Below are 18,297 nucleotides of genomic sequence, written 5' to 3'. Positions count from 1 at the left end.
CTTTATAAATATAGTTACTAATTGAATATTAATAAATAAAATTATTGATTAATTTTAGATCTATGATTTTGTAAATCTACTAATATTAGAGCCTTCTTTGCTAGTTTCTTTACTAATCCAATCATATGTATTTTTAAGACCCTCTTTAAGTTTTATTTTAAAACTCCAGCCTAAAACTTTTTTAACTAAATCGTTGTTACTTGATCTTCCTCTAACACCTTTTGGTTTATCTAATTGATAAACTCTCTCTAATTTTTCTATTCCTGATATATCTTCAATTATTTCTATCATTTGATTAATAGAAACTTGTTCATCGCTTCCGATATTTACTGGCTCTGAATGATCTGACTCGAATAATCTTAACGTACCTTCAACACAATCATCAATATACAAAAATGTTCTGGTTTGTTTACCATCACCCCATACTTCGATTTGATTATCTTTATTTTTTTTTGCCTTTATTACTTTTCTACATAGTGCTGCTGGGGCTTTTTCTCTTCCACCGTCATAAGTTCCATAAGGACCATAAATATTATGGTATCTTGCTACTCTTACTTCAATACCGTAATCCTCCATAAAGTGTCTACACATTCTCTCACTAAAGAGTTTTTCCCAACCATATCCATCTTCTGGATCTGCAGGATATGCGTCTTGCTCTTTTAAACCTTCTATAAAAACTTCTTGTTGTTTTGTTTTATTGTAGGCGCATGCACTAGATGAGAAAAAATATTTTTTAACTTTATCCTCTTTGCACGAAATTAATAAGTTAGTATTAATTAATACTGATTGCATACATTCAGCTTTATTATTCTCAATGAAACCCATACCTCCCATATTGCATGCCATGTTAAAAACATAATCAATGTTTTTAGAAACTTTTCTGCAGTTACTAATATCTTTCATATCCATTGAATAATGATTTTCTGCAGCTTCAAAATCTTGAAACCAATATTCTTTTGGTTTTATATCTGTTGCAACAATTGAATTTCCATCATCTAAAAGTCTTTTGACTAAATGACCGCCAATGAACCCGCCTGCTCCAACTATTAAAATTTTCTTATCTGTAATCATTAAAATTAATTTGAATCTTTATATAACTATAAAAATTATAAAAGTTTAGTGGGATCAATATATTCATATCCAAAAACATCTGCAACAGCCTTATATGTTACTTGGCCTTGACAAACGTTCAAACCTTCTAAAAAATTCTTGTCTTCACTTAGTGCTTTTTTATAACCTTTATTTGCAAGTTTTACTAAAAAAGGTAACGTTGCATTATTTAAAGCTAATGTTGAAGTTCTTGGCACTCCACCTGGCATATTAGCAACACAATAATGAACAACATCATCAACTATATATGTTGGATCACCGTGAGTTGTTGGTTTACTTGTTTCAACACAACCACCTTGATCAATTGCAACATCAACAATTACTGATCCCCGTTTCATCAATTTGATCATATCTCTAGTAACTAATTTAGGTGCTTCTGCTCCAGGTATTAAAACCCCGCCAACCAATAAATCAGCGTTTGCTACCAGTTTGTTTAAATCAATTTTATCACTTTGTTCAGGAATTATTTTATCTCCAAACATTTCAACAAGTTGTTTAAGTCTTGCTTCTGATTTGTCTACAATGTGAACTTTTGCTTGCATGCCAGTTGCGATAACAGCTGCATTTTCACCTACAACTCCACCACCTAAAATGACTACTGTTCCACCCTCAACACCAGGCGCACCTCCCAATAAAAGTCCTCTTCCTTTTTGATTTTTTTCTAAACAGTGTGCTCCAGCCTGAACAGACATTCTACCTGCAACAGCGCTCATTGGTGCAAGTAATGGCAATCTTCCGTTGTCATCAGTTACTGTTTCGTAAGCAATGTTAATACTTTTAGATTTGATTAGTCCTTCAGTTAATTCTTTTGCAGCAGCAAGATGAAGATAAGTGTATACGATTTGATTTTCTCTAATCATGTCTACCTCAACTTTTTGAGGCTCTTTAACTTTAACAATAATTTCGGCGTCATTAAAAATATCAGCTGCAGTATTAGCAATTTTAGCACCTACACTTGTATACTGTTCATTTTCAAAGCCAGCTTCAAAACCTCCATTGTTTTCAACTATTACTTCATGACCTTCAGATACTAAAGTCTTTACACTTTCTGGTGTTAGTCCTATTCTATTTTCTTGTGGTTTGATTTCTTTAGGTACACCTATTTTCATAACGTCTTTTCTCTCTATATATAAAAACTAATTAGTTTTTTTGGTTTTTTTGGTAATTAGTAATACCGGTTCTAAGTTTATCAATAATTTCATCTATGTGTTTTTCTTCACAAATAAACTGTGGAGCGATAATCAGACAATCACCAGTAGCTTTAAAATTAACACCTGCTTCGTAACATGCTTTAAAACATTCAAAACCTGCTTTACCTGGTTTAGTATTTAATTTCATATCAATTCCACCCATCATTCCATAACCTCTGATGTTGTCTACTGACTCTAAGTCTTGAAGAGAAAACAAACCTTTTTGGAAATAAGGAGCTAAGTTTTTCGCTCTATTAAAAATATCATCTTTTTCAAATATATCTTGAACAGCTAAAGCAGCAGCTACTGCAACAGGTATTCCAGAATAAGTGTAACCATGAAATAATTCAACAGCACCTGTTGGTGAAGCATCCATTACCGCATCATAAATAGAGTCGTTACATGCAACTACACCCATAGGAACCACACCATTAGTTGTGGCTTTTGCCATTGTCATAATGTCAGGTGTTACACCGAATTCATGTGCTCCAAATTTAGATCCCGTTCTACCCCAACCAGTGATTACTTCATCAAAAATTAAAAGTATGCCGTGTTTATCACATATCTCTCTTAACTTTTGTAAATAACCTTTTGGAGGAACTAGAGTTCCTGTTGATCCAGCAATAGGCTCAACAATACATGCAGCGATATTTTCGCCACCAAAGTTTTGACAAATAGTTTCTAAATCGTTTGCTAAATAATCTCCTGTTTCAGGTTGACCACTTACAAATTTATGTTCTGGTAAGTGAGTATGTCTAATATGTTGAACACCTGGCATTAAAATGCTTGCGAATGTTTTAACATTGTTAACCATTCCACCAACTGAAACACAGCCAATATTCATTCCATGGTAGCCACGTTCTCTACCTACAAATCTAAATCTTTGCGCGTCTCCTTTTGCTCTATGATAAGCAACAGCAATTTTAATTGCTGTTTCAACTGCAGTTGATCCACAAATTGTAAAAAACATTTTGTTTAAATCACCTGGAGTATGTTTTGAAATTCTTGACGCTAATTCAAAAGATCCACCAAAACCTTGTTGAAAAGGTTGCGCGTAATCTAAAGTTTCTAATTGTTTTGTAACAGCTTCTGTTATTTCTTTTCTTCCATGTCCTAAAGGATTACAAAATAATCCTGAGCTCGCATCAATTTGAGTTTTTCCATGGTGTGTTTTTAAATAAACACCCTTTGCTTCAGTTATTAATCTTGGGTTTGCTTTAAAATCTTTGTTAGATGTAAACGGCATCCAATGTTCATTCAATGAATTTGGAACTGAAGTTCTATTCTCTGAGCTCATAAAATTTCTTTCTTTGTAATAAAATATTTGTTTTCTAATTTCATAATCTTAGGCCTCTTTAGACTAAAATAAATACTTAAACTAGAACATTATTGACACAACTATAGATTGTATCAAGCGACACTTTTTTGTTTTACTTCAATGAGAAATTGAATTTAAATGTACCTAATTTAATTAATTAAACAGAGGAATAATAATGAAAAAAATATTGAGTTTTATTCTTGGTTCAATCGTTGCTCTTAACCTTTCTATATCAGTTGCAAATTCAGCTGCTAAAGAAGTTAGAGTTGCATTCTTTCTAGAATGGCCAACACCAAACCAAGAAGACAAAGTAAAAGGAATATATGAGAAGGCTTTAGGTGTTCCAGTAAAATGGACTAACTTTTCAAACGGTGGTGCTATGACTGACGCTATGTTAGCTGGTGACATTGATATTTCTTACTCTCAAGGTTTAGTGCCTTTTATAAATGCTGTTAAATCAAAAGCGCCTTTAAAGCTTGTTGACATTGCTATGGAATACGGAATGGGTGGAACTACTTGTGTTACATCTAATGCTTCTGGTATTACAAAAGCAAATGGATCTGAGTTAGAAGGTAAAAAAGTTGCTGTTCCACTTGGAACAATGGCTGAATATGTTTTTGACGAAAGTATGAAAGTTGTTGGAGCTGACAGATCTAAAATGGATGTTATTCAAATGGACCCAGAAGAAGGTGCTGCTGCATTAGTAAGTGGTGACGTAGTTATGGCTTGTCTATTTGGTGGTAACTCTATCAAAGCTGCAACTGCAGTTGGATCAAGACTTTTAACTGTTCAAGAAGCTAGAGATGCTGGTATCCTAGGTATAGATATTACATCTGTAACTGACAAATTCATGAAAGAAAATCCTGGTATGTTAAGAACTTTCATCGAAGTAACTCACGAAGCAAATGCTAGATACGCTGCTGGTAAATCAGACATGAACGTAATAGCAAAAGACGCTGAAATGAAACTTGGTGATATGAAGGAAACAATCGGTGGATTTAAATTTCTTTCACCTGCTGAAACTGAAAAGTCTATGACTTCTGGAAATCTTGCTGGTTTCTTAAAAGGAATGGATACTCCTAACGGAGCAGTGGACACAAGTTTTTTACCTCTTTAATAAGAGAGTAAAATAAATTTTAATAGGCGCCAATTAGAAATAGTTGGTGCCTATTTTTTTAAAATAATCTAATATAAAGTATTCTTATGAGTGATTTAGTTTCTCAAAATCTAAACATGATTTTCAAAACTCCTAAAGGAGAAACAGTTCACGCATTAAAAGATGTTAATTTTACATTAAAAAAAGGAGAACTTTTAACAGTTCTTGGTCCCTCTGGATGTGGGAAAACAACTTTACTAAATATTACAGCTGGATTTTTAAGACCTACTTCAGGTCAAATAACATTAGGTAATAATGAAATTAATGGACCTGGTGTTGAAAGAGGAATGGTGTTTCAGCAAGGTGCTTTGTTTGAATGGTTAACAGTTGCAGAGAATGTAAATTTTGGATTAAGAATGAAAAAAGAGGATCCAATTGAAACTGCAAAAAAAGTTGAAGAATGGTTAGAGATTGTTGGCCTTCAAGGATTTGGAAATACTCCTACTTACCAATTATCTGGTGGTATGCAGCAAAGAGTTGCTTTAGCAAGATGCTTAATTAATGATCCAGATTTAATTTTAATGGATGAACCTCTGGGAGCACTTGATGCACTGACTAGAGAAAAAATGCAGTCTTTAGTTTTAAAAATTTGGAAAGAAACTGGCAAAACAATTATTTTAATCACACACTCAGTTGAAGAAGCTTTGTTACTTGGCGAAAGACTTTATGTTATGGCTCCAAGACCTGGACGTATACATAAAGAGTACAATCTTCCATTTGCTTCAATGGGTTTAAAAGAAGATTTAAGAGATATTAAAAACTTGAAAGATTTTACAAGTAAAAGAGAAGAAATCTTAACTATGATTTGGAACATGGAAGAAGAGATAATGGGTAAGGATATCTAATATGTTTACTCAAATTATAACTTTTTTAATTATTGTAGCTATCATTGGCTGCATTATGTATGGCAGAAAACTTATAAGAACTGAAAAAGTAGATGCTGTTTTTGGAAACCCAGAGCGAGCAAAAGGTGGAACTCATTGGATTATTGTTGGAAGTAGTGTCATTCTATTAACTTGGCTTTATTATTCATGGGATATAGCAAAATCTTTTTACCCTCAATCAGCAAATGAACTATGCCAGGTTGGTAAAGTAAATGACTCTTTATTATCTTTAAAATACTTGTTCCCTATTGAAGAAAGAGAGTTCAAAAGTACGTCTATTATTAAAGCTGAAAATAAAAATATAACTAAGCTTAAAAATGAAATTAAGAACTCTAATGAAATTAGTGAGCAACATAGAACAACTTTACTTGGATTAATTGATAAAACTAAATCAACTATTCCATTATTAACTAATGAAGCTTTATTAGAAAATCAAACAAAAGTTAAAATTTTTGAACTTGTAGGTAAAATTGACCAACTATCTTCTGATTTTCAAAAAAAAAATTATCCTTATGAGACTTCAGAACAAAAAAATAAAAGATTAATAGAAGCTAAAGCTGAAGGTGGCTGGGGAGCTTCTGGGACAGCGGTAGAAAATAAAGTTGAAGTACCTACTATTCCTAAAACAGACAAAGGTCTAAAATTTGATGCAGCAGCACAAGAACTTAAAGTAATTAGCGATGAATTCTTTAAATTAAGAAATCATAACTTTCAATACAAATCAGTTATGAAAGAAATTAAAGATAATGTTAAAACTTTTAGAAAAGAAGCTAACGATAGTGAAGAAGTTGCCTCAACATTAGCAAAAGATATTCTTAAAATTGCAAGAAGAATTGAATATGCAAGTATATTCCCCCCTAAAACTTTAAATGATTTACAAGGGGCAATCATATCTTTTGATGAAGTTCAAAAAAACGAACAAGGCTCTTTAAAGTATGTGGATATGCTTTTATTTCCAGCTGGTACAATTGTATCAAGTGGTCCAAATTGTTCTGAACAAGGTTCAGGAAGATGGCTACCCAAACCTTCTGATACTCTAGATAAATTTATTCTTTTATCAAAACCTAGTGTTGGTTTTAAAAATATTCCATTGCTTTGGTTTGAAATGATGGATGTTAGTAAAATAGTTGGTTTTATTCTACCTGATTGGATTGCGGATTTTGTTCCAGGTAAATACCCTGTTCATAATGAAAGTGGTGTAGTTGAACCAAACTTTAAAAGTAAAGTTTTAAGTGTAGTTACTGGTGAGTTTAAATTATTTAAAATTCCTGTTCCAATGGGACACATATGGGACTCCTTTTTAAGAGTATTATTAGGTTTGGTAATTGGAATTATCTTAGGAGTTCCTCTTGGATTGTTTATGGGTCTTAATAGATTTGCAAAAGGATTTTTTGATCCATTAATTGAATTATACAGACCAGTTCCACCACTTGCATGGGCTCCACTTATTATTTCTGTTTTAGGAATTGATAACGTTGGAAAAGTATTTTTACTTTTCATGGTATCATTTTCTATTATGATTATATCAGCTAGAGCTGGTGCATCAGGAACACAATTGTCAAAAATTCATGCATCACACTCATTAGGAGCTTCGAGATGGCAAATATTAAGATACGTAATATTTCCAAATTCATTACCAGAAATATTAACTGGTGTAAGAGTTGCAATCGGTATGTGTTGGGGAACACTGGTTGCTGCTGAGTTTTTAGCAGGAACTACTGGTATTGGTTTTGTTGAAAACGTTGCTAAAAAATACTTCCAATACGAAGTTATTTGGATCACTATTTTTGTTATGGGAATGCTGGGTTTATTATTTGATGTAACTTTACGAAAACTTATAGACAAATATATTCCATGGCGTGGTAAAGGCTAATTGTGAAAACCTCACTACTTAAAAAAGAAATCATAAAAATTTTTCTAAAATATGGTCTAAGTAAAGATCATGCTTTAATTTCAGCTAATGCATTAATTAATGCAGAATTAGTTGGAGCGTATGGACACGGTTTATCGAGATTAAAGATGTACTGTGATCGTATTTCAAAAAAAGTAATTAACCCTAAACCAAAAATTAAAATTAAAAAGATTTCTCAATCAATTTCTCACATAGACGCAAACAATAGTATTGGTTTTGTTGCAGCTGATCTTGGAATTAAAACTGCAATTAAGCATGCACAAAAAACAGGTATCGGAATGGTTGCTGTAAAAAATAGTGGTCACTATGGTTTGTCAGGTTACTATGCAGAACAGGCTGTAAAGAAAAATTTAATAGCAATGATATATACAAATGCTCCTCCAGCTGTTGCACCTCATGGTGCATTAAAAACTTTATTTGGCACAAACCCAGTTTGTTTTGGTACCCCTACTGGTTCTAAAATTCCTTTTATTTTAGATACATCGATTTCAATGATTAACAGAGGTAAGATTAGAGTAGCTGCAAGAAATAATCAAAAAATTCCTGAAGGTGTTGCTTTAGATAAATTTGGTAAACCAACCATCGATGCAAAAAAAGCTCTTGAAGGTGTACAGCTTCCAATCGCAGGATTTAGAGGATCTGGACTTGCTTGGATGGTTGATATTTTAAGTGGTGTGCTAACAGGTGGAAATCATGCGGGTAGAGTTAAAGATCCTTTTGATGACTTTTCTGGACCACAAAATATTGGTCATTTGTTTATAACTTTTAAAACAAATTTATTTCAAAAAAATTACAATCAAAGAATTAAAGATAATATTAAAACGATTAAAAAACTTCCTAAAATAAAAGGTGTAAAAGAAATAATGTATCCAGGACAAAATAAGTTTATTCGATACAAACAAAATCTTAAAAAAGAAATCTCAATACCGGATATAATTAAAAAAGATTTGGAAGCTTTAATAAGTTAGAATCGTTAGAGCACCTAAAGATAAACAAACAGTTGAAAAAATCACAGTTCTCTTAATTTTATCTTTTTTCTTTTGAACTAAAAGTCTTTGCTTTAGAACATCGACGTTAACTCGAGGGGTCTCTATAACAACTGATGTTCTATTTAAGCTCTCTGTACTCATTAATAGCAATAGATCATGTAATACTTAGATTAGATATATGACTGTTGTCCAAAATGGGTTGACTCATTGTTTTTAATTGTTCAAATTGGGTTTTTTAAAAAGTATGAAAAAAATACCAAGTATATCCAATGAAATTAATGAAGATATAATCTTTAAAATTATCAGTAAGAACTTTAGTAAAATCGCACCCTATTGGTTTGAATTATTATCTAGTTGGCTTATTCGTTCATACACTGTTTTTCAGGATATCGATAAATACATAATTTTAGTTTACTTAATAAATAAAGACTTAATATTCTATAGAAAAAATGGATTAATTGTAGATTACGATACATTTTATAATGATAAATCAATAGAAATTCCCAAAATCAATATCACTGATATTTCAACTGATCTTAAGATACCTAAAGAAAGTGTAAGACGTAAGCTTCAAGAATTAGAGGAAGCAAAGGTAATTAGAAAAAATGGAAAAAAGATTTTTGTAGATAGATCTGCATATATTACTGCAAAACCAGAACAAACTTTAAAAGAATTAACTACCTTGCTTAGTAAGTTTAGTGAAATATTAAAAGACGAAAAAATAAACAATAGAGTTTTCACTGCAGATGAAATTATAGTGTCACTTAAAAATAATTTTTCTTTTTGTTGGTATCAATTTTATAAATTACTATTTATTTTTACCAATCGTTGGAGGATTGTTATTGCTGATTTAGAAACTTTGGCTATTGGGTCAGTAGTTCTTTTAAATACAGTAGGCAATAAAACTTTTAAAGCAAAAGATTTAAATATGAATCATTGGACAAAGTTAGCTCAGGGAGCCGATGATGTGGGAGTTAATACCATGTCTTTATCAGATATTACAGGTATTCCTAGACCTACAGTTGTTAGAAAGGTAAAAAGATTAATTGAAACTGATTTTTTACATATTAATGAAAAAAAACTTATTACACTGAACATAAAAGGTTCAAGGTTAAAAAAACAAATTAAGATGCAAAATCAAAATATGAAAAGTTTAAGTAATATGTTGCATAGAATTTTTAACCAAATTAAGGTTATAAATTCTGATTAGATTTTCTTAAAATATAAATAAAGATAAAACCAGTTATATACATCGTAAGTGCATAAGCTGCTGTGGGTACCATATAAGCTAAATCATCAAACATTAATGTTGCAACAAACACTGCCAAAGTTCCATTTTGTAAACCACATTCTAATGCAATACATTTTTGTTGAGCTATTCCTGATACAAATTTTTTAGCTATAAAATATGCTATCAACATCATCGTAACGTTTAAAATTAAAACAGCTAAACCTGCTTGAGCAAGATAATTTAAAATATTATCTTTTTCTTCAATCCAAATTGCAACGAAGACAATTACAAATAACAAGCTAGTTAATTTATTAATAATATTAATTTTAGATGAAATAAAATTTTCAGCAAATCTTCTAATAATCATTCCAATAAAAACTGGGACAGTTACAACTAATGCCATCTTCAATGCAATACCTATTAATGAAACATCTTTTGGAACTACAGCTCCTAAAAATTCAGCTGAGTTAATGACAACAAATGGAACTGATATGATGCTAATTAAACTTACAACTGCAGTCAAAGAGATTGATAATGCTACATCTCCATCTGCAAATTTAGTTAATACATTTGAAGTAACTCCTCCTGGTGCTGCAGCAATAATCATTAAACCAACAGCTAATGGAGCTGAAAGATTTAATATTAAAGCTACACATAGGGCAACTATTGGTAAAATTACTAATTGAGAAAAAAAACCAATAAAAAAATCTTTTGGAGTTTTTAATATTCTTATAAAATCTTCACCTTTAAGACAAAGGCCTAATCCTAACATTATTAATGCTAAACAAATTGGTGCTATTTTTGTAACTATCTCCATACCTACAGTTATTTATAACGATATTTTCTTAAAGAACAAATTTATATCTTTCGTTAACAGGTTTGGCTTTTCCAACGCAGGAAAATGACCACCTTCTTTCATTTTGTTAATTTGTTTAACATTAAATATTCTTTCAATGTAAGATTGTGGAGGCCATTCAGACATTTCTTTTGGAAACATAGCAATACTAGTTGGGATTGAAATCTTTTTAAAATCTTTTGGAAAGTAGCGGCCACCCTCTTCACGTCTACCAAAGTATATCCAAGACGCTGTATTAAAAGTATTAGTTAAAACATAAACCATGATGTTTGCTAAAAGAACATCTTTTGAATAAACGCTTTCTATATTGTTATCTTTTAAATCTGACCAACCATGCATTTTTTCAATTATCCAAGCAGCAATTCCTACTGGGCTATCGATCATTGCATAACTTAATGTTTGAGGTTTTGTTGCTTGTTGAGTTCTATATCCATCTTGAATAATTTGATCATTATCAAACTTATTTTGCCAAGCCTTTTCTTCTTCTGTTTGTGGACCATCGGGATGTCTCATAGTTAAACAATTAATGTGAATAGCCTTACAATGATCATAGTGATCATATCCTAGCCAGTTAGCGATAGTCGCGCCCCAATCACCTCCTTGCGCCACATACTGTTTATAGTTTAAATTTTTAGTCATTAATTTATCTAAAATTTCAGCAATTTTTCTTGGACCAATAGGTTTCTTTGGTGCACCTGAAAAACCAAAACCAGGTAAGGATGGTGCAATAACAGTAAACGCATCTTCTGCATCACCACCAAATTGTTCTGGGTGAGCTAGTGGTTTTATAACTTCTAAAAATTCAACAATTGATCCTGGCCATCCATGCATCAACAATAAAGGCTTAGGATTTGCTCCACTGCCCTTTTCTTCTATAAAATGAATATCTATCCCATCAACATTAGTTTTAAAATTTGAAAAACTATTGATTAATTTTTCATGTTTTTTCCAATCAAAATTAGAGACCCAATATTCGCACAATTCTTTTAAATAGTTCTTATTAGTTCCGTGTACCCAATCATCCATGTCTTGAATTGAAGACCACGGGTAATTCTTTATTTTTGAATTAACGTTAGAAATCTGTTCATCTGATACATTAATTTTAAAATCTTTAATCATTTTGTCTTATTTTGTTATCAATAATTATAAAAACAACTATATACATTTTAATTATTATTTATAATTATTGTTTATGCTTTCAAATAAAGAAATAGTCTGCCCCAATAACCTTTTAGATGAGGCTCATAAAAAAAAAGGTATAAAAGTTGCTGTTGTTAATGCGGGTAAACCATTACCCATGCTATCAGTTCAAGATGCAGTAAATGAAAATTTAATTGAACCTATTTTTATTGGTGACAAAAAAGAAATTCTAAAATGTGCAGAGGATTTAAAATGGGATATTTCAGAATACGAAATAATTGATGAACCTGTTGAAAACGATACAGCAAAAATTGCAGCAAAACTTGCTAGCGAAGATAAAATAAAAATAATTGTTAAAGGTCATATTCATACAGATGTCTTAATGAAAGAAGTTTTAAAACGTGAATATAATTTGTTAGGAAAAACCCGATTAAGTCATATCTGGCATATGTCTGTTGAAAAAGATGGCAAACCTTTAATCATTACTGATGGTGCTTTAAATGTTTTGCCTAATGTAAAAACAAAGATGCATATTCTTAAAAATGTAATTAATTTTTCTAATAGAATAGGAATATCTAGACCAAAAGTTGCTGTTTTATCAGCTACAGAAGAAGTTTTAGATAGTGTTCCAAGCTCTTTAGATGCTGCCGAATTAACAAAACTTGCAAAAGAAGAAAATTTAGAAGCTGATGTTTTTGGACCGTTAGCATTCGATAATAGTATTTCAAAAAAATCTGCTGCTATAAAAGGAATTAAAAATGTAGTAGCTGGAGAAGCTGATGTTTTATTAGTTCCAAGTGTAGAAACTGGAAATGGTTTAGTTAAAATGATGATTTATTTTATGGGAGCTTGTGCTGCTGGAGTTGTAGTTGGTGGTAAAGTTCCAGTTGTAATTACAAGCAGATCTGATGAAGCTCAAGCAAGACTAGCTTCTATTGCAGCGGCAGTAGTTGCTTTAGATTAATTCTAAATTAAATTTATGAAACCAATCGATTATATAAGTTTATATCTTTTAGTGATCATTCTTTGTGTTACTAGTGTAAATATGGCTTACAGGTTTTATTTTTAAATCGTTGAAATAAATCAATTTATACTTTATTAAGACAATCTTAAAACAAAGGAAATAATCAATGGCAATACAATATTTAAAAAAATCACCAAAAACATCTTCAACAGACGATACAAAAACTAGAGGTATAGTTGAAGGAATTCTTAAAGACATAGAACAATCTAAAGAAGAGGGTTGTAAAGAACTTTCAAAAAAATTTGATAAATTTGAAGGTGATGTGGTTATTTCTAAGGAAAGAATTGAAGAAATTAAAAAAACATTAGATCAAAAAACTAAAGATGATGTTCAATTTGCTCATGAGAGAGTAAGAAAATTTGCTGAAGCACAATTAAAAAACTATGGACAAGATTTTGAAGTTGAGCTTTCTGAAGGATTATTTGCAGGTCAAAGATTAATTCCTGTTAATACAGCTGGATGTTATGTTCCTGCTGGAAGATATGCTCATATTGCTTCTGCAGTTATGAGTGTAACAACTGCAAAAGTTGCGGGTGTAAAAAATATTCTAGTGTGTAGTTCTCCAAAACCTGGTGTAGGAGTTCACCCAACTATAGTTTATACGGCTGACCTTTGTGGTGCAGATGTAATTATGAATTTAGGTGGTGTTCAAGCAATAGCAGCTATGACAAATGGATTATTTAATAATGCACCAGCAGATATAATAGTTGGTCCAGGTAACCAGTTTGTAGCTGAAGCTAAAAGAATACTATTTGGAAAAGTTGGAATTGATTTATTTGCAGGTCCTACAGAGATAGCTGTCATTGCAGATGAAACTGCAGATCCTGAAATTGTTGCAGTAGATTTAGTTGGTCAAGCTGAACATGGCTATAACTCTCCTGCTTGGTTATACACAACAAGTAAAGAATTAGCTGAAAAAGTGATGAAAAGAGTTCCTGAGTTGATTGCTGAATTACCAGAACTTCCAAGAACAAATGCTGATGCAGCTTGGAGAGATTATGGTGAAGTAGTTCTTTGTGATACAGACGAAGAAATGGCTTCTATTAGTGATGAATATGCTCCTGAGCACTTAGAAGTACAGACAAAAAATTTAGAATGGTTTCACAAAAGATTAAAAAATTATGGATCTTTATTCATAGGTGAAGAAACAACTGTTGCTTATGGTGATAAATGTTCAGGGACAAATCATATTTTACCTACTAAAGGTGCCGGAAGATACACGGGTGGTTTGTTTGTTGGAAAATTTATTAAAACTTTAAGTTTTCAAAGAATGACCAAAGAATTCTACTGAATTAGTTGGTGCAGCTGCTGCTAGACTTTCTAGATACGAAGGAATGGAAGCGCACGCAAGAACTGGTGATGTGAGACTTAAAAAATACGGTTATTCTAACTAGGATTTAACTCTTTTACCGTTTTCATCAAAAACGAAAATATCTTTTGAGTTGAAGCCCATTGTATTTTCTATGTTGTGATGACTTGGTATTTTGGCACTAATTTCGTATTGATCCATTTTGAGATAGGCAATTTTTTCATTACCTAGATTTTCAATTAAATCTACTTTTGGATTAAACTTGTATTCACTATTTTCTGAAACACTCAAGTGCTCAGGTCTTAAACCTAAATAGTAATCTTTCTTAGAAAAATTTATTCCTTTAATTTTAACTGAATTTCCTAGAAACTTAATTTCATTATTTGAGATGACATTATCACCATTAATTTTTAAAATATTCATTTTAGGGGTACCAATAAATTGAGCCACAAAAACATTTGAAGGATTTGTATATATTTCATCTGGTGTACCAACTTGTTCAATATTTCCATGATTTAAAATAACTATTCTGTCAGCTAAAGTCATAGCTTCAACCTGATCGTGTGTTACATAAATCATATTTGTTTTTATTTGGTTGTGAAGTTTTGAAATTTCAACTCTCATTTCAGCTCTTAAAGCTGCATCAAGATTTGATAGCGGCTCATCAAATAAGAATATTTTTGGATTTCTTGTAATAGCTCTTCCAATAGCAACTCTTTGTCTTTGACCACCAGAAAGTTGTTTAGGTTTTCTCTCTAATAATTCTTCAATTTTTAAAATTTTGGCAGCATGCATAACTTTTTGCTCAATTTCCTCTTTAGATCTTTTTTCAATTTTTAGACCAAAAGACATGTTTTCATAAACATTCATATGTGGATACAAAGCATAAGATTGAAAAACCATTGCAGTTTCTCTTTTTGATGGATGTAATTCATTAACTAACTGATCGTTAATAAATATCTCCCCTTCATCAATTTGTTCCAACCCTGCAATCATTCTTAATAAAGTAGATTTTCCACAACCTGAAGGTCCAACTAAAACTAAAAATTCATCTTCTTTACCTTCAAGATTAAAATTATTTATAATCTTGTTAGTTCCAAATGATTTGTGAATGTTAGTAAATTTTATATTAGACATTATAATTTTTTTATTAGTTCAAAAATATCAACACCAATTTGGTTTAAAATATGGGCTATGTCAATTGGAACCCAGTTCTCTCTTATTTTTCCTTCATCATGATGATAAAAATCCATTACTCTCATTGTAACATTTTTATTGTTAGGAGGATATCCTAACCAATCATTTGAACCATAAGTTGCTTGAATACTGTGCCATCCTGCAGTTAAAGAAAACTTTCCGTCTCCTAGCTCAGAATAATGACCTAATTTCCAATAATTCCTTTCTTTAAAAGTTTTTCTAAATGGAAGTTGATGATTGTCAACAAAACCTTCTAAAGATCTTGCGGTCCCTATTCCACTTGGTCCATACCAAATCATTTTATCATGCCAAAACTCTGCTTGAGGATGATCGATTAGTTTTGATTTTAAATCTTGATCTGAATTACTGTCTAACTCAGGTTTAATATTTAAACTTCTTTGCATGATCAAAGCTTGATCTAAATTTGATTTAGAAATGTTAAGATCTTTTTCAAAGAAATTTACACCATCAGTATTTATTGGATTTAACCAATTGCCCTCAGCGCCTCTAGACTTGCTAATTGGGAAAATACCTGTTTGAAATATTAAGTCGATAACATCTATTAAGATATGGCTTTCAACTATTTTGTCATTTTTAAGCTCGTGTATTTCACAACATCTTAAATTAACCATCTTATTATTTGGTTTTATTCCCAACCAACTTTTTTTAAAAATTCCAGAAAGCGTAGAGATAGAAGCGACTTGTATTTTATCTCTAAAAGCTCCTCCAATTATTAGTTGAGATCTTCTTTCTAGGTCAGGAAAAGAATCGAATAATGGTAACCAATAATTTTCTTTAAATTGATCAATACCAACAAATTCATTAATAGGATGGAAACAATTAACTTTAATGTCTTTGGCAAAATATTTGTTTAAATTATCATCTAGCTTAGATTTTCCTGAATGAACTATATCTGTTAAATAATTTTTTACTTTTTGTTTGTTTTTATAATTTTCTTCAGGGGTAATAATAATATTTTCTACGTCTTCTTGCCCTTTAAGTCCTGTGTCAAAATTTTCAATTTTCATATATAAAACAGTTATATTTAATAAAAAGACAATAAATATTATGACTGAAAGAATTGCAAGATTTAATGAGCTCACACCTAGCACCTTACCTTTTGTTGAAGGAAGAATGGAAGGTCATAAAGAAAGAAAAAATTATTCAATTGTAGGTCCGGGTGTCGCAGAAGATAGTAATCAGTCTATTAAAATTTCTATACCTCATGGTTACAATCTTGGTGCAGTTAGCGCTAACCCTAAAAATGGTTCAGGGTTACACAGTCACACAACTGCTGAAGTATTTTTAATCTATTCAGGTAAATGGAGATTCTATTGGGGTGCAGATGGTAAAAATGAAATAATTTTGAGTAAAGGGGATGTTGTTTCAATGCCAACTAATATGTTTAGAGGTTTTGAAAACGCTGGTAATGAAGAAGGTTTAATTTTTGTAATATTGGGAAATGATGATCCTGGAATAATCACTTGGGTTCCTAATGTTTTGACTAGAGCAAAAGAAACTGGATTAGCTTTGTTAGATGACAATTCTTTGATTGATTTAAATGAAAGTGAAATACCTCAAAACAGAAAACTATTAGAGCCTATCACAAATGAAAAGCTTAAAGAATTTGATAACTATGAAATAGATGAAATTAGTAAGTTTGTTTGTAAGTTTAAAGATCATATTAATCATGAAACTATTCTAAATAATGAAATTAAATTAATTCAAATTATAGGTAATAATTTTTGTAAAAAATCCTATGATCCTTTAATTAATCATACCACTGGTTTTAATTACAGTATTCTAAAAGCTAAAAAAGGGCTAATTGAGGATTTGACCTTTGACAAACCAACAATTTTATTTTCACAAAAAGGAACTTGGAAAGTTAAAATTGAAAAAGATGAATTTGATATTAATTCAAAAGATACTTTTTCCCTTCCGTTAAATACTAAAGTTAGTATTTCTATTGATAATAATGAAGAATGTTTTTTAAATTGTGTTAGTAAAGCTTAATGAAGGGCTTTGATAAAAAATATAAAGATTTTCCAGACTTTATTTTAAAAATTACTAAACAGATTTGGGAAGGAAAAGATGTGGATTCAATTGGTGAATTTTATACAGATGATATTCCAGTTAGGTCTCCTTTTGGAATTACCTATGGTAACAAGCCTGTTATAGAGGCGACCTATAATACCCTAAAAGAATTTCCAAATAGACAATTGCTTGGTGAAGACGTTATCTGGAATGGTAATGATATTAATGGCTATCATTCATCACATAGAATTTTAAGCAAAGGAACACATTTAGGAGATGGATTTTACGGCAAACCAACTGGTAAAGATATTTATTATAGAGTAATAGCAGATTGTGCTTGTAAAGGTAATCAGGTGTACGATGAATGGATTGTGAGAGATCAAGGAGCAATGGTAAGACAAATTGGTTATACACCAAAAGAATTTGCACAAATAATGATTGAAAAAGAGGGTGGATTTGAAAAAGCTAAAAAACTTTTTGATAAAAGTGAAATAAAACCATCAGACTATCAACCAGAGAAAATAAAAAAAGACTCTGCGGGTCAAAAATATTCAGAAATATTAAGTAAAGTTTTTGAAGAAGGTTATGATTTTAATGATTATAATAGAGCTTCAAGTATTTATTGGCCAGGAAACAAATTGGGTCATGGAAGAGAAGATATTTCAAAATTTTGGAACTCTTTAAAAGATATTTTTACTGATATCAAATTTACCATTGAACATGTTGGATATTTAGATGAGTCTAACAAAAACCCAAGGGCATCAATTAGATGGTTTTTAGAAGGTATACACTCAGCAGACAGTGGAGACTATGGTAAAAAAACAAATTCTAAATTATTTATTATGGGAATAAATCATGTAGAATTAAATGAAGATGGGGTTATAAGAGAATGGGTTTTGTTTGATGAGGTTGCAATATGGAAACAAATTCTAATAAATAGTAATTAA

The 18,297-nt window shown here is 31.0% G+C and carries 16 protein-coding genes and 1 pseudogene; 9 read left to right on the top strand and 8 right to left on the bottom strand.

All coding sequences use genetic code 11. From position 1 onward, the window contains the following. Positions 1 to 60 precede the first annotated feature (60 nt). The 3 genes from ACIJYI_RS02125 to ACIJYI_RS02115 are packed head-to-tail and all read right to left on the bottom strand — an operon-like array spanning position 61 to position 3,597. Positions 61 to 1,071 (bottom strand): NAD-dependent epimerase/dehydratase family protein, encoded by a 1,011-nt coding sequence (locus ACIJYI_RS02125; protein WP_435114470.1) that lies wholly within the window; start codon positions 1,069 to 1,071, stop codon positions 61 to 63. Between the two features lie 35 nt (positions 1,072 to 1,106). Then, positions 1,107 to 2,219, bottom strand: coding sequence for an alanine dehydrogenase (gene ald / locus ACIJYI_RS02120; protein WP_435114469.1), 1,113 nt, complete (start codon positions 2,217 to 2,219; stop codon positions 1,107 to 1,109). A 31-nt stretch (positions 2,220 to 2,250) separates the two neighbouring features. Beyond that, on the bottom strand, positions 2,251 to 3,597 hold the full coding sequence (locus ACIJYI_RS02115; protein WP_435114468.1) for an aspartate aminotransferase family protein: 1,347 nt from the start codon (positions 3,595 to 3,597) through the stop codon (positions 2,251 to 2,253). Positions 3,598 to 3,793: 196 nt separating this feature from the next. Here ACIJYI_RS02115 and ACIJYI_RS02110 point away from each other — a divergent pair, with 196 nt between their 5' ends. The 4 genes from ACIJYI_RS02110 (at position 3,794) to ACIJYI_RS02095 (ending at position 8,538) form a co-directional block, all read left to right on the top strand. After that, positions 3,794 to 4,735 carry an ABC transporter substrate-binding protein gene (locus ACIJYI_RS02110; RefSeq protein ID WP_435114467.1) on the top strand — a complete coding sequence of 314 codons (942 nt, stop codon included), beginning with the start codon at positions 3,794 to 3,796 and terminating at the stop codon, positions 4,733 to 4,735. Positions 4,736 to 4,821: 86 nt separating this feature from the next. Next, on the top strand, positions 4,822 to 5,619 hold the full coding sequence (locus tag ACIJYI_RS02105) for an ATP-binding cassette domain-containing protein (protein ID WP_435114466.1): 798 nt from the start codon (positions 4,822 to 4,824) through the stop codon (positions 5,617 to 5,619). A gap of 1 nt (position 5,620) precedes the next feature. Beyond that, the gene (locus ACIJYI_RS02100) at positions 5,621 to 7,531 is read left to right on the top strand and encodes an ABC transporter permease subunit (RefSeq protein WP_435114465.1); all 1,911 of its coding nucleotides are present in this window, start codon (positions 5,621 to 5,623) and stop codon (positions 7,529 to 7,531) included. A 2-nt stretch (positions 7,532 to 7,533) separates the two neighbouring features. After that, on the top strand, positions 7,534 to 8,538 hold the full coding sequence (locus ACIJYI_RS02095) for an Ldh family oxidoreductase (RefSeq protein WP_435114464.1): 1,005 nt from the start codon (positions 7,534 to 7,536) through the stop codon (positions 8,536 to 8,538). On the opposite strand, the gene ACIJYI_RS02090 is transcribed toward ACIJYI_RS02095, so the two are convergent. Then, positions 8,527 to 8,700: a hypothetical protein gene (locus ACIJYI_RS02090; protein ID WP_435114463.1), complete on the bottom strand. Its 174-nt coding sequence runs from the start codon at positions 8,698 to 8,700 to the stop codon at positions 8,527 to 8,529. The genes ACIJYI_RS02095 and ACIJYI_RS02090 overlap by 12 nt on opposite strands. A gap of 103 nt (positions 8,701 to 8,803) precedes the next feature. On the opposite strand from ACIJYI_RS02090, the gene ACIJYI_RS02085 reads away from it, so the two are divergent. Beyond that, positions 8,804 to 9,769 carry a MarR family transcriptional regulator gene (locus tag ACIJYI_RS02085; protein WP_435114462.1) on the top strand — a complete coding sequence of 322 codons (966 nt, stop codon included), beginning with the start codon at positions 8,804 to 8,806 and terminating at the stop codon, positions 9,767 to 9,769. Here the strand turns inward: ACIJYI_RS02085 and ACIJYI_RS02080 are convergent. Both ACIJYI_RS02080 and ACIJYI_RS02075 read right to left on the bottom strand, forming a co-directional pair. Beyond that, positions 9,753 to 10,607, bottom strand: a complete 855-nt coding sequence (locus tag ACIJYI_RS02080; RefSeq protein ID WP_435114461.1) for a bile acid:sodium symporter family protein — start codon at positions 10,605 to 10,607, stop codon at positions 9,753 to 9,755. The two genes, ACIJYI_RS02085 and ACIJYI_RS02080, sit on opposite strands and share 17 nt — an antisense overlap. A gap of 12 nt (positions 10,608 to 10,619) precedes the next feature. Further along, complete coding sequence (locus ACIJYI_RS02075; RefSeq protein ID WP_435114460.1) at positions 10,620 to 11,765, bottom strand: epoxide hydrolase family protein; 1,146 nt, start codon at positions 11,763 to 11,765, stop codon at positions 10,620 to 10,622. A gap of 73 nt (positions 11,766 to 11,838) precedes the next feature. On the opposite strand from ACIJYI_RS02075, the gene ACIJYI_RS02070 reads away from it, so the two are divergent. After that, positions 11,839 to 12,750 (top strand): bifunctional enoyl-CoA hydratase/phosphate acetyltransferase, encoded by a 912-nt coding sequence (locus ACIJYI_RS02070; RefSeq protein ID WP_435114459.1) that lies wholly within the window; start codon positions 11,839 to 11,841, stop codon positions 12,748 to 12,750. 166 nt (positions 12,751 to 12,916) lie between these two features. Further along, positions 12,917 to 14,204 (top strand): annotated as a pseudogene (gene hisD / locus ACIJYI_RS02065) (histidinol dehydrogenase). Here hisD and ACIJYI_RS02060 read toward each other — a convergent pair. Then, entirely contained in the window at positions 14,201 to 15,256 is a 1,056-nt protein-coding gene (locus ACIJYI_RS02060; RefSeq protein ID WP_435090912.1) for an ABC transporter ATP-binding protein, read from the bottom strand. The pseudogene hisD and the gene ACIJYI_RS02060 sit on opposite strands and share 4 nt — an antisense overlap. Beyond that, positions 15,256 to 16,344 carry an ester cyclase gene (locus tag ACIJYI_RS02055; RefSeq protein WP_435114458.1) on the bottom strand — a complete coding sequence of 363 codons (1,089 nt, stop codon included), beginning with the start codon at positions 16,342 to 16,344 and terminating at the stop codon, positions 15,256 to 15,258. Before ACIJYI_RS02055 ends, ACIJYI_RS02060 begins: the two co-directional genes overlap by 1 nt. Positions 16,345 to 16,384: 40 nt before the next feature. Between ACIJYI_RS02055 and ACIJYI_RS02050 the strand changes: the two genes are divergently transcribed. Both ACIJYI_RS02050 and ACIJYI_RS02045 read left to right on the top strand, forming a co-directional pair. Next, the gene (locus tag ACIJYI_RS02050; RefSeq protein WP_435114457.1) at positions 16,385 to 17,329 is read left to right on the top strand and encodes a cupin domain-containing protein; all 945 of its coding nucleotides are present in this window, start codon (positions 16,385 to 16,387) and stop codon (positions 17,327 to 17,329) included. After that, a complete protein-coding gene (locus ACIJYI_RS02045; protein WP_435114456.1) occupies positions 17,329 to 18,297 on the top strand; it encodes an ester cyclase in 969 nt (322 codons plus the stop codon). Before ACIJYI_RS02050 ends, ACIJYI_RS02045 begins: the two co-directional genes overlap by 1 nt.

The sequence above is a fragment of the Candidatus Pelagibacter bacterium nBUS_36 genome, from assembly GCF_051201215.1.
Classification (GTDB): domain Bacteria; phylum Pseudomonadota; class Alphaproteobacteria; order Pelagibacterales; family Pelagibacteraceae; genus Pelagibacter.
This window is presented reverse-complemented; position numbering and strand designations above follow the sequence as displayed.